General features: G+C 73.7%; 10 protein-coding genes and 1 pseudogene. 3 read left to right on the forward strand and 8 right to left on the reverse strand.

Annotated features, from left to right (window positions below; genetic code table 11):
• Nucleotides 1-59: 59 nt before the first annotated feature.
• Entirely contained in the window at nt 60-1,274 is a 1,215-nt protein-coding gene (locus tag ACZ34W_RS31325; protein WP_329487096.1) for a pyridoxal phosphate-dependent aminotransferase, read from the reverse strand.
• A gap of 96 nt (nt 1,275-1,370) precedes the next feature.
• Here ACZ34W_RS31325 and ACZ34W_RS31330 point away from each other — a divergent pair.
• Both ACZ34W_RS31330 and ACZ34W_RS31335 read left to right on the forward strand, forming a co-directional pair.
• Nucleotides 1,371-1,721, forward strand: a pseudogene (locus ACZ34W_RS31330) (winged helix-turn-helix transcriptional regulator); the annotation flags it as partial.
• A gap of 697 nt (nt 1,722-2,418) precedes the next feature.
• On the forward strand, nt 2,419-3,240 hold the full coding sequence (locus tag ACZ34W_RS31335; RefSeq protein WP_465608916.1) for an SGNH/GDSL hydrolase family protein: 822 nt from the start codon (nt 2,419-2,421) through the stop codon (nt 3,238-3,240).
• A 202-nt stretch (nt 3,241-3,442) separates the two neighbouring features.
• On the opposite strand, the gene ACZ34W_RS31340 is transcribed toward ACZ34W_RS31335, so the two are convergent.
• On the reverse strand, nt 3,443-5,077 hold the full coding sequence (locus ACZ34W_RS31340; protein WP_465608918.1) for a DUF2079 domain-containing protein: 1,635 nt from the start codon (nt 5,075-5,077) through the stop codon (nt 3,443-3,445).
• A gap of 286 nt (nt 5,078-5,363) precedes the next feature.
• Here ACZ34W_RS31340 and ACZ34W_RS31345 point away from each other — a divergent pair, with 286 nt between their 5' ends.
• Entirely contained in the window at nt 5,364-6,266 is a 903-nt protein-coding gene (locus tag ACZ34W_RS31345; RefSeq protein ID WP_465608920.1) for a pentapeptide repeat-containing protein, read from the forward strand.
• Nucleotides 6,267-6,543: 277 nt separating this feature from the next.
• On the opposite strand, the gene ACZ34W_RS31350 is transcribed toward ACZ34W_RS31345, so the two are convergent.
• The 6 genes from ACZ34W_RS31350 to ACZ34W_RS31375 all read right to left on the reverse strand — a co-directional run bounded on the left by ACZ34W_RS31350 (nt 6,544) and on the right by ACZ34W_RS31375 (nt 11,967).
• Nucleotides 6,544-7,146: a hypothetical protein gene (locus ACZ34W_RS31350; RefSeq protein WP_465608922.1), complete on the reverse strand. Its 603-nt coding sequence runs from the start codon at nt 7,144-7,146 to the stop codon at nt 6,544-6,546.
• Entirely contained in the window at nt 7,143-8,420 is a 1,278-nt protein-coding gene (locus tag ACZ34W_RS31355; RefSeq protein ID WP_465608924.1) for a DUF7224 domain-containing protein, read from the reverse strand. Before ACZ34W_RS31355 ends, ACZ34W_RS31350 begins: the two co-directional genes overlap by 4 nt.
• Nucleotide 8,421: 1 nt before the next feature.
• Nucleotides 8,422-9,156 (reverse strand): ATP-binding cassette domain-containing protein, encoded by a 735-nt coding sequence (locus ACZ34W_RS31360; RefSeq protein ID WP_329487088.1) that lies wholly within the window; start codon nt 9,154-9,156, stop codon nt 8,422-8,424.
• A 172-nt stretch (nt 9,157-9,328) separates the two neighbouring features.
• On the reverse strand, nt 9,329-9,730 hold the full coding sequence (locus ACZ34W_RS31365; RefSeq protein ID WP_329487087.1) for a hypothetical protein: 402 nt from the start codon (nt 9,728-9,730) through the stop codon (nt 9,329-9,331).
• Nucleotides 9,731-10,086: 356 nt separating this feature from the next.
• Nucleotides 10,087-10,818: a tyrosine-protein phosphatase gene (locus tag ACZ34W_RS31370; protein ID WP_465608927.1), complete on the reverse strand. Its 732-nt coding sequence runs from the start codon at nt 10,816-10,818 to the stop codon at nt 10,087-10,089.
• A 96-nt stretch (nt 10,819-10,914) separates the two neighbouring features.
• On the reverse strand, nt 10,915-11,967 hold the full coding sequence (locus ACZ34W_RS31375) for a Scr1 family TA system antitoxin-like transcriptional regulator (protein ID WP_465608929.1): 1,053 nt from the start codon (nt 11,965-11,967) through the stop codon (nt 10,915-10,917).
• Nucleotides 11,968-12,062 lie beyond the last annotated feature (95 nt).

A 12,062-nucleotide genomic window follows, 5' to 3' on the forward strand; every position in this document is an offset into this window, starting at 1 on the left:
GGGCCCGTGCCCGCGTCGCCGGGGGTGCGGGGGCTCCCGGACCGCCGGCGACCGGGGCGTCAGGTCTGGCGGTAGGTGGCGAGGAAGCGGCCGATCCGGTTGATCGCGGTCTCCAGGTCGTCGGCCCGGGGGAGGGTGACGAAGCGGAAGTGGTCCGGGCGCGGCCAGTTGAAGCCGGTGCCCTGGACGACGTGGATCTTCTCGCGGAGCAGCAGGTCCAGGACGAACCGCTCGTCGTCGACGATCCGGTGCACCGCCGGGTCCAGCCGGGCGAACGCGTACAGCGCGCCCTTGGGCTTCACACAGCTGACGCCGGGGATCTCGTTCAGCGCCTTGTACGCGACGTCACGCTGCTCGGTGAGCCGGCCGGCGGGCAGGACGAGGTCGTTGATGGACTGGTGGCCGCCGAGCGCGGCCTGGACGGCGTACTGGGCCGGGACGTTGGGGCAGAGCCGCATGCCGGAGAGCATGGTGAGGCCCTCCAGGTAGTCGGTGGCGTGCTGCTTGGGCCCGGAGACGACCAGCCAGCCGCTGCGGAAGCCGGCCACCCGGTAGGACTTGGAGAGGCCGTTGAAGGTGAGCGTCAGCACGTCCTCGGCGAGCGCGGCCAGGCAGTGGTGCTCGGTGTCGTCGTAGAGGATCTTGTCGTAGATCTCGTCGGCCAGCACCATCAGCTGGTGCCGGCGGGCGAGGTCGAGGATGCCCTCCAGCAGTTCCTTCGGATAGACCGCGCCGGTCGGGTTGTTGGGGTTGATGACGACGATGGCCTTGGTGCGGTGGGTGATCTTGGCCGCGATGTCGTCGAGGTCCGGGTACCAGTCCGCCTGCTCGTCGCAGGCGTAGTGGACGGCCTTGCCGCCGGCCAGCCGGACCACGGCCGTCCAGAGCGGGTAGTCGGGCATCGGGACGAGCACCTCGTCGCCGTCGTCGACCAGGGCCGTGACGGCCATCTGGATCAGCTCGGAGACGCCGTTGCCGAGGTAGACGTCGTTGACGGTCACTCCGGCGACGCCGCGCTGCTGGTAGTACTGCACCACCGCGCGACGGGCCGGCAGGATGCCGCGCGAGTCGCTGTAGCCGTGGGCGTTGGGCAGGTTGCGGATGATGTCCTGGAGGATCTCCTCCGGCGCCTCGAAGCCGAACGGCGCCGGGTTGCCGGTGTTCAGCCGCAGCACGCTGTGCCCGGCCGCCTCCAGCGCATTGGCCTGGTCGACCACCGGGCCCCGGATCTCGTAGCACACACCCGTCAGCTTGCTGGACTGCCGAAACTCCATCTGAGGCCTCCCGACCGGTCAACCCGCACGTTCTGCTCGCTTTGTTCTACCAAGTAAGCACTTGGAAAGTCCAACCTTTTGGCTATGCTGATCCACATGTCACGCCGAAGCTACGACCAGTACTGCGCCGTCGCCCGCGCCCTGGACGCGGTGGGGGAGCGCTGGAGTCTCCTGATCGTCCGTGAACTCCTCGCCGGCCCGCGCCGCTACACCGACCTGCACGCCGACCTGCCCGGCGTCTCCACCGACATCCTCGCCGCCCGGCTCAAGCAGTTGGAGGGCGAGGGCCTGGTGCTGCGCCGGCGGCTGGAACGGCCGGCCAACGCCACCGTGTACGAGCTCACCGAGCGGGGCGTGACGCTGCGCCGGGTGGTCGACGCCCTGGGTGCCTGGGGCCTCGACCTGCTCGGCGAGCAGCGGCCGACGGACGCGGTGCGGGAGCACTGGGTCACGGGTGCGGACGGCGCGGGCGGCGCGGAGGCGGACGGCGGTGGGGGGGCCGGACCGGACGGCGGGCGCGAACTGTCGGCGGACGGCGCGGTGGTGGCGGGCTAGGGTGCCGCAGGAGGCGATCTGCGGGTGCCGTCCCGGCGCACCTCGCGCGGACGTCGCCTTCGCCCCTCAAGCCCGTCGACGCCCGCGATGACGGCTTCCGCCGGCCGCTGACGGAGGAGGGCGGGTACGCGACCGGGGACCGGATCCCCGACGACGCGTGGCGGCCGGCCGACCTCCCGGTCCGGCGGAGCCCGGTCACGGACCGGGCCCGCGCAGCTCTCCGCGAGAGCTGCGCGAACCCCTCGGTACCGGCGGCGGATCCGTGACGGCTCCGGCGACCAGCTCCCCCGTTGCTGGTCGTCGCTCCGCGCCGGCGGTCGGGTGACCCGGACGGGTGCGGCCGCGGTGGTGCACGGGCCGCGGCCGGTCCTTCGCTCCGGATGCCCTCCTCGGCGGGTGGTGCCTGCCGGGCGTCCCCTCCCGGCCCGACCCACTCTGGCGCAGGCCGATAAACGGCCGGTCGGCGTTCGGTTGCCGCCGCCGTTGATTGGGGCCGATCCGGCCCGTTGCCCCGGTCCGGCTGTCGGGCTCGCGCGGTGCCGGGGGTGTCCCCGGCAGCCGGTGGAGGTGCGCGTACGATCGTCGGGCCATGGAGAACACAATGGAGAAGAGCGCGCCCGGCGCGCCCACCGAGCCCACCGGGTACACCAGTTACGTCGCCGTCGGGGACTCCTTCACCGAGGGCATGTGCGACGACCTGCTCACCGACGGCCACTACCGGGGCTGGGCCGACCGGGTCGCCGACCGGCTCGCCGCCGAGCAGCCGACCGGCGCCTTCCGGTACGCCAACCTCGCCGTCCGGGGCAAGCTGATCGGCCAGATCCACGACGAGCAACTGGCCACCGCCGCCGCGATGCGCGCCGACCTCGTCACTCTGGCCGGCGGCCTCAACGACGTGCTGCGGCCGCGCTGCGACATCGCCCAGGTCGAGGACCTGCTCGGCCGCTCCGCCACCGCGCTGCGCGCCACCGGCGCCACCGTGGTGCTGTTCACCAGTACCGACCCCACCCGACGGATGGCGGGCAGCACCCGGCTGCTCCCGGCGATCCTGCGGATGAAGGCCTTCGTGCACGAGCTCGGCCAGGACCGGGGGATCGCGGTGGTCGACCTCTTCTCCGCCCCGTGCTTCGACGACCGCCGCCTCTGGGCCGAGGACCGCCTGCACCTCGGCCCCGAGGGCCACCGCCGGGTCGCCGAGGCCGTCCTGGAGGCGCTCGGCCGCCCCGCCGCCTTCGACTGGCGCGCCCCGCTGCCGGTCGCCGCCCTGCCGGGCCGGGCGGAGAAGCTGGCCGCCGACGCCTGCTGGGCCCGGACACACCTCGGCCCCTGGATCGGCCGCCGCCTCACCGGCCGCTCCTCGGGCGACGGCCGCCCGCCGAAGCGCGCGGAGCTGCTGCCGTACGAGGGCTGAGCGTTTCCCGGGTGCCCGGGCACCGGGTCGGCCGTCGCCTCACCGGCCGTGGCCCGGCCGCCGCCCGGGTGGCGGCCGGGCGCCGGAGCGTGCGGAGCGGTCGGGTTCGAGGTCCGTCGGGGAGGGGTCTCGGTTCACCGGACGACTGCAGGCGGGGCCGCCGCGGCCTCCTGGGGTCGGCCCGGTCGGCCCCGGAACCCGGTCAGCCCCGGAAGAGGTTGTGGCCGACGTCCGACGGCACCTCGTCCTGGTACCCCGTGCTGCCCGGGCCGGGTACGTGCTCGCCGGGGACCGGCTCGGAGCTCTCCCGGTGCAGCAGCACCACGCCGTCCTCGGACCAGACCTGTCGGTAGCCGTGTGCCAGCAGCAGCTCGATCCGGGCCGCCTGCTCGCGGTCGGTCTTGAACGGGAACGCGCGCTTGTCGGCGCGGATCAGCACGTACTCGCGCCCGCGCGGGGTGCCGTCCACCAGCACCACGTCGGTGCGGGCGGTCAGCCGGGGGGCGGCCTGGTTGTCGGCCTCGACCGTGACGCCGTCCGGGATCCGCTCGGCGCCCCGGATCAGCGCCGCCTCGCTCGGCTTCGCCTGCCAGTAGGCGGGGACGAACAGGCCGGCCGCCCCGAGCGGCAGCGCGGCCGCGATCGTCACGGCGGCCGCCGACACCCCGAGGCGGCGGGTGCGCACGCGGTCGTGCCGGCGGCCCAGCACCTCCAGCGCCGCGACCAGCAGGACCGGCCAGAGGAACGCGTCGTAGTGCCGGGCGATCGACCAGTGGTTCGGGTTGCTGGAGAGCACCCGCTCCGCCAGCAGCGGCAGGGCGCAGAGCACCGTGGCGGAGCGCAGCGGCAGAAGGAACAGGGTGCCGAAGATCCAGAGCAGCAGCAGCGGCTTCAGCGGGGCGTCGAAGGCGGCCGACACCAGCAGCGTCGGGTCCGCGAGCACGCTGGAGGCGGCGTCGCCGGCGTCCGTCCCCAGCGAGCCGTAGTTCCAGTAGTAGCCGGGCACCCCGCCCATCGCCGGTACCAGCCAGGCGATCGCCACCACCGAGGCGAGCGGTCCGCCGAGCAGGAAGCCGGTGCCCCAGCGGAGGGTCCGCCGGCGCCGGTCGCGGTCCTCGTCCCGGCGGGCCCTCAGCAGCAGCACCAGCCCGTACGCGCCGACCGCCAGCCCCAGGTCCTCCTTGGTGCAGCAGAGCAGCAGACCGGCCAGCGCCGCCGTGCCGTAGCGGCGGGCCAGCCCGCGCTCCAGCATCAGCAGGGTGAGCGGGACGGCGAAGGCGACCTCGTGGAAGCCGCCGCGCGAGGCCACCAGCAGCGGCCAGCCCAGCCCGTAGGCGAGGCCCGCCAGGTCGGCGGCGCGGCGGGCGGTGCGCGGGTCGGCGTCCGCGAAGCAGCGGTCGGCGACCCGGCGGACCAGCGGGACCCCGGCGGCGAACAGCAGTGCCTGGCCCACGAGCAGCGAGCGCGGGTCGTCCCAGAGCCAGTACAGCGGCGACAGCAGCGCGATCACGGGGGAGAAGTGGTCGCCGAGGAGCGAGAAGTCCGGCGGGAACTCGTGGTGGAAGCTCTTCAGCGACGACACCGGCAGACCGAAGTGCGCGTAGCCGCGCACGCCCTGGTCGAAGATGCCGAGGTCGAAGCCGCCCAGCTGGGCGGTGGTCCACTGCTGGGCACCGATCGCCAGGCAGACGGCGAAGCAGAGCAGGGTGAGGGCGGCGGCACGGGCGCGGGGCGGGAGGCGCTGGACCGCCGCCGCCTTCGCGGGGGTGGTGTCGCCCGCGGTGCGGGCGTCCTCGCTCTCGGTGTCCGGGTACGGCGTGACGTCGTGCCGGGACATGCCTGATTCCTCCACTGTTCGGTTGCTCCGGTGCCTGCGGTGCCCCCGATTCGTACGGACCTTCGTACAGATCCCGAACCGACACCGGCCGACCACACTAACGGACTGCCGCTCACCGCCCCCCGGTTCCCGGGCCGCCCCGGCCCCGGCGCCGTGTCGGTACGCTCTACGACGGGTCCCGCGCACTGCGCGCGAGCCCCCGGCAGGCCCGGCAGCCCCTGGCCGCCCCTGCCGTCCCGCGGACCCGGACCGCCCGGGCGCCGCCGTACGGAGGAACACCAGCACAGTGACCGAGCCCACGCCCGCCCCGATCAGCCTGCTGTCCGACTGCGGGAGCTGTTTCGGGCTGTGCTGCGTCGCGCTGCCGTTCGCGGCCGGCGCCGACTTCGCCGTCGACAAGGCGGCCGGCACCCCGTGCCGCAACCTGCAGACCGACTTCGGTTGCGGCATCCACGCCCAGCTGCGCGACCGCGGTTTCCAGGGCTGCACGGTCTACGACTGTTTCGGGGCCGGTCAGCGGGTCTCCCAGGTCACCTTCGGCGGCCGGAGCTGGCGCGAGGCACCGGAGGACACCCGGCGGATGACCGACGTGTTCCCGGTGGTGCGGCAGCTGCACGAACTGCTCTGGTACCTCACCGAGGCGCTCTCCTACGAGCCCGCCCGCCCGCTCCGTGCCGAGCTGCGCCGGGCGTTCGCGGAGACCGACCGGCTCGCGGCCGGCACCCCGGCGGAGGTCCTGGCGGTGGACGTGCCCGCCCACCGCCAGGAGGTGAGCGAGCTGCTGCTGAAGGCGAGCGAGCTGGTCCGGGCCGCCGTCCCGCGCCGCAAGGAGCACCGGGGCGCGGACCTCTTCGGTGCCCGCCTGCGCGGCGCCGACCTGCGGGGCGCCAACCTGCGCGGGGCGCTGCTCGTCGCGGCCGACCTGTCGGGCGCGGACCTGCGGACCGCCGACCTGATCGGCGCGGACCTGCGGGACGCCAACCTGGCCGGCGCCGACCTCACCGATGCGCTCTTCCTCACCCAGGCCCAGCTCAACGCCGCCCGCGGGGACGCCGCCACCAAGCTGCCCCCCGCCCTCGCCCGCCCCACCCACTGGCCCGCCACGGCCACCACCCCGGCGGCCGCCGACCGCCGCCCCCCGCGCAAGCCCCGCCCCGGCAGCCCCGGCAGCCGCCCCCGCCGCCGCTGACGGCCAGCCGGGGGCGAGGGGCGCGGGCGCGGGCACGGAACGTCGAGCGGGCCGACCGCCTGCGCACGGGATCCTGATTCAGAGGCCCGGTGCGGGTGCCGGTACCGGAGCCGGACCGGCGCGGCGGGCGTGCTTCGTCGCGGCTCCGAGTGCTTCGCTCTGATCGGTGGTGCGTGGGAGTCGAGTGGGTCGACTTCCCACGCACGGGCGTGGACGGCCGGAGGGCGGGATTCCTGGTCAGTACTGCGCAGGAAGTCGGACGGCCCGACGAGTCCCATTAGGTCAGGACGTTCTGGTCTGTCAGGGGGCGGGGGCGCAGGAGGGCGCACGTGGTGCCGGCCAGGAGGGTGAGGGTGACGGCGGTGAGCGCCTGGGTGGATGCGGCGGGGTGGAGGGGCCAGGCCCAGGGTTGGGGGCGGCCGTCGGGGTGCCAGTCGGCCGCCGCGCAGAGCAGCGGGACGGTGGCGATCGCGGCGGCGGCCGGGCGGTGACCGATCAGCGGGTGCAGCAGCAGCGCCGAACCGAGGTAGCCGGCGATGTTGCGGGCGAGGACGAGGGCGAGGTCGTCCTGGCCGGCCGCGTGGGTGAGCAGGCCCAGCGCCGCGCCCGCCGTCGCGACGGCCAGGGCGAGTGCGGTGTCCAGCCCGCGCAGGAAGCGTCCGGCGACGGCCTCCGTCCGCAGGTCGCCCCGGCCGAGGCCGTGCAGCAGGAACGCGGCGGGCAGCAGCGTGATGATGTGCCCCACCAGGAAGTGGCCCGCATGCCCGTGCAGTGCGGGCACCGGCAGTTCGCCGTCGCCGATGAGCAGGCCCACCGCGAACGTCCCGGCCAGGGCGGCGACGACGGCGGGTACCGCGCGTGCCTTGCACCACCAGATCACCGGTCACCGCCCGGGGGCAGTGCGGGTGCCGGGGTGTCGCAGTGGCGCAGGGCCTCGGTGGCCGCCCGGTACCAGTCGAGTTGGGCTTCCCGGGGGAGCCGCAGCAGGTGCCCGGCGAGCGCGGCGTCCTCCGCGCCGAACCGACCCCGGGCGGCGGGCGCCGCTCCGTCCGGGGCGGCCTCGGCGGTGAGCCAGGCGGCCACCGGTCCGGCGGCCGCGCCGGCCGGGTAGGGGGCGCCCGCCCGGGCGCAGTCCGGGGTGCGGGGGAGCAGCCCGCCGACCACGCCGGGTGCCACGTCCTGCGCGCGGGCCGTGGTCGGGACGCCCAGCTTGGCCTCGCCCGGCCCCGGCCGGGCCGCCATGGTGAGCGTCGCGGGTACCGGGACGCCCCGCTCGGCCAGGGTGGTGACGACCCGTCGGGCCTCCGTCCGGACCAGGTCCGCACGGGCGGTGCCCAGCTCCGGCCAGAGGCAGATCCGCGGCCGGCCGTGGTCGCAGACCAGCGCGGTGCCGGGCCGGTCCAGTACGGGCTCGGGTCCGAGCCCCCGGGCGAGGTGGGTGGCGAGCGTGATCCCGCCGGCCGTCACCGCCAGCGCGACGGCGAGCGCGGCCGGCGCGCCGCGGTACCGGATCACCAGGACGGCCGCCGCGCACACCGCGCCCGAGAACGCCAGGGCGCTCAGCACGGCCTTCTGGTCGAGGACCTGGTCCACGGCGCAGCAGTCGGAGAGCCCGCCGCCGACCAGGTGCCGCAACCAGTAGGTGGTGGACGAGGCCGGGTAGGCGTTCAGCACGAAGCTGCTGACCAGGGCCAGCGGCACCGCGACCACCGGTACCAGGACCCGCCCGACGATCGAGCCGACCAGGGTGTTGGCGAGCAGCAGCCCGGCCCAGGCGGCGAACAGGCCGGGCTGCGGCGTGCCGGCCACCGTGCCGCCGGCGACTGAGGCGGCGCCGACGGCCGCGGCCATGCCGAGTCCGCCCATCACCACCACCGGGAGCAGGACGGGCGCCGTGATCGCCAGCGGCGACCGGACCGGTGAGCGGTCGAAGACCCGCCCCCGGTGCAGTCGGCCGCCCTCCCAGGCCCCGGCGGCCGCGCAGGCCGCGCCGGCGAACGGCAGCGCGATGCTCGCGTGTCCGGTGGCGGAGAGGCCGTAGGCGGGGGTGACCCAGTCGGTGATCTCGTCGCCGAGGGCGACGAGCAGGAAGCCGACCAGGAACGGCAGTGCCCGCAGTCCGGCGGAGGTGCGGAGGACGGTGCGCAGCAGCACGTCAGGCCTCCCGCTCGACCAGGTGCGTGTAGGCGGCCTCGGCGCCCTCGCCCCGGCCGGGGGCGAGGGCGTGGAACTCCTCGATGCCGCCCTGGAACCGGACCCGGCCCTGGTCCAGCACCACCACGTGCCGGTAGCTCGTGGCGAGGTCCTCGGTCTGGTGGGTGGAGACGATCACGCTCACCTCGGTGGTCAAGTCCTCGACGAGGGTGCGGAACATGCCGCGCTGCGCCGGGTCGAGCCCGGCGGTCGGCTCGTCCATCAGGATCAGTTCGCTGCGGTGCGCCAGGCAGCCGGCGATGCCCAGCCGGCGCAGCTGCCCGCCGGAGAGCCGGTGGCTGCGCCGGTCGGCGAGCGAGGCCAGCCCGACCCGGTCCAGCGCGCCGGCCGACGCGTGCCAGGCGTCGGCGCGCGACATGCCCTTCAACCACCCGCTGTACGCGACCTGTTCGCGCACGCTGAGCCCCGGGACCGGGGTGACCTGTTGCGGCAGCCAGGCCACCGCCCGCCGGTAGGCCGCCCGGTCGCCGTGCCCGGTCGGGGTGCGTCCGCGCCAGGAGACCGAGCCCCGGCGCGGGGCGAGTTGGGAGGAGGCCAGGGCCATCAGGGTGGACTTGCCGGCGCCGTTGGGGCCGAGCAGGACGGTGGCCGGATCGTCGATCCGCAGGGCGAAGCCGGCGAAGAGTCCGGCTTTCCGGCTGTACTGGAAGTCGACGTGGTGGAACTCAAGGGACATGGCGGGGTCGACGCATTTCGCTCGGTGGGTGCGGGGCGATGCCGGGGGAGGGGAGGGCGGCGGGTCGGCGGGCGGGGTCTCCACCGGCGCAACGGGTCGTCGGGAGGCCGGGGAGGCCCGGGAAGTCGGGGGAACGCCCGGACTTCCCGGGATTCCGGTGGGCGGGCCGGGCTCAGTACTGGGTGCTCACCGAGTCGACCCAGAGCTTGCCGCCGGCGCGCACGCCCTCCAGCGCGAAGTAGTACTCGCCGGAGCTCTGGTCGCCCCAGACGGAGGTGTCGCACCGGTTCAGCCGGTACCCGTAGGCTCGGTCGGGGCCGACGACGTCCTTGTAGAGCTGGAGATCGGCGTTCTTGAACTCGTTGGTGTCGGTGGTGCAGCCCTTGAACGACACCGTCGTCACGGCGTCGTCCCGGTCGTAGTCCGTCCACCGGCGGGACTCGGAGCCGGGCCCCCAGTTGCTGATGTGGGACGTCCAGGAGCCCTCGGCGAGGGCCGGCGTCGCGCCGGCGAACCCGAGCAGCGCGCCGGCCACCAGAATGCCGCGCACGAGCGTGCGGTGCTTTGCGTGCATATCCCGTCCGATCTTTTCGGTGACGCCACGGGGGGCGTCATGCAGGCAAAAAGAAGCGAGCGGAGGTTCGACTGCCATCGGCCTTGATCACCCGATCGGACGAGCCGCCGCGGGAACGACCTTAGCGTGCACGAACAGCTGCCAAGAACTATTATTTCCGGCCATTCGGAGGGTGGGGGTGATAGGGCCGGGGCTTGGCAAGCCGGTGATACGAAGTGCTCGAAGATTTGCCTGGCCGACGGGAAGTCGGCCAAGCATTTCCGCAGATGTCCTCGGATGAGCGAAAGGTTGTTCAGGTCTGATTTTGTAGGATTGTCATTTGCAAAATGGGGTGGCTGGTTCCCGCCGCCCGTCGGCTATTCGGTGAGCAGTCGGGAGCGCAGTGCGCCGATCAGTTCCTCGTCGACACCGAGTGTGCCGGTGGCATAGGCGCGCACCGAGCCGTGGGCGGCGGTGAGGTCGGCGAGCACGTGCCGGATCACGTCCTCCGGCGCGCGCCCGTACCCCGGCCAGCGCAGCGTGCGCCCGGGGTTGGCGGCGTGCCAGTCGGCGACGAGCTGCGGCGTGGCCAGTTCGGTGAGGGCGAAGTCGGCCGCGATGTCGACCTCGGGGACGTCGAGCAGGGTGAGGAGCAGTGCGGCGATCAGCCCGGTGCGGTCCTTGCCGGAGGCGCAGTGGAAGACCACCGGGTGGTCCGCGGCCGCGACCAGTTCGATCACCTGGCGGATCTCCGCCACCCCGTCCTCGGTCACCTCGGCGAACCGGTCCGCGAGGTAGCGCCAGGGATCGACGTCCGGGTCGATCTCCGCCTGGTCGTACGGCCGGTGCTCGATCGAGAGGTTGTGGTAGGCCACGCCGTCCATCACGGGTATCCGCCCCTTGGCGGCGATCTCCCACGGGTAGCGCAGGTCGATCACGGTGCCGATGCCGAGGCCCCGGAACACCGCGAGGTCCTCGGGCGAGGAGAGCTTGCCCAGCGAGTCCGACCGGTAGAGCCGGCCCCACCGGACCGACGATCCGTCAGAGTTCCGGTATCCGCCCATGTCGCGGAAGTTGTGCAGGGCGTCGAAGGCGATGTGTCGCGTCATGGCCGCACCCTACCGACCGCCGGCCGGGCACCTCCCGGCGAGAACGGGCGAATCCCCTCCCCGGTGGGCCGGGGGAGGGGATTCGGATGCGGTCGTTCAGCGGCCGGGCGTCGGGAAGGTGTCGGTGCGGACGGCGTCGATGAAGGACTGCCAGGTGGTGGAGGGGAACGAGAGGACGGGGCCCTCGGGGTCCTTGGAGTCGCGGACGAGCAGGGAGGGGCGGCCTTCGGCCACCTCGATGCAGTTGCCGCCGTTGTTCCCGCTGTAGCTGGACTTGCGCCACGAGATGGTGGGGTTGTCAGGCATGACGTTGAGAAGTCCTTCCCTCACACTGCGGATCAGCGCGGCGCTCTCGCGGGGGGAGAGCGCGTCCGCCTGGAGCAGATCATAGGCGCGCTGCCTGCGTTGGACGACTCTCGGATCCTCGATGAAGTGGCCCTGATCCAGGCTCTCGGAGTAGATCCGAGTCTTGCCGTCGGGTGAGGTGACCAGCGAGACGATGGTGGCGAACGGTACTCGTTCGCCGAGGCTGAGGGGCGCGACCTGGAGGACGACGTTGGGGAGCCGTCCGAGCGTCAGCAGGCGTTCGAGCTGTTCGTGCATGACCGCCTCGCCCCCCACGAGTGAGCGGATCGCGGCCTCGGAGTGGACGACCTTGAAGAGAGGGCCGTCCGGCGCGGTCAGGCGATGCTGGCGAGCCAGTCGGGAGGCGATGCGTTCCTCGATCAGGTCGGGGTTGCCCGCGGCGTCGCCCGATGCGAGCAGCGCGCGGGCGTAGGCCTCGGTCTGCAGGAGGCCTGAGATGTGGGCGACCTGGAACTCGCAGATCGTCGAAGCCCGCTCCTCGAACCCCGCGTAGCGCCGGAACCAGTCCGGGTGCTCCACCCGGGCGTACCAGTCGATCTCTCTCCAGAGGTCCATCAGCTGTCCGCCGGTGTCCAGCAGCCGGTCGGCCGCGAGGACGAAGTCCTCCTGCGGGTTGCGGGTGCCGGCCTCGATGCGGGAGATGTGCGGGCGGCTGCACGGGACGAGTGCGGCGAGTTCGCCCTGCGAGATTCCCTTCGCGTCGCGGAATCGCCGCAGGACGGCACCGAACACCGCGCCCGCGCTCGACCGCGGGTTCGGATGGACGGACTTCTGACGAGTCATGGTTCAGACACCCCATGTCGTTAGAGGTCAAGCGGCATGGAGTTGGGCGTGGTGCGCCCAGGCGGTCGCTTCGCTGTAGTGGGTACGGGTTTTGA

Source organism: Kitasatospora sp. NPDC022856, from assembly GCF_055561235.1.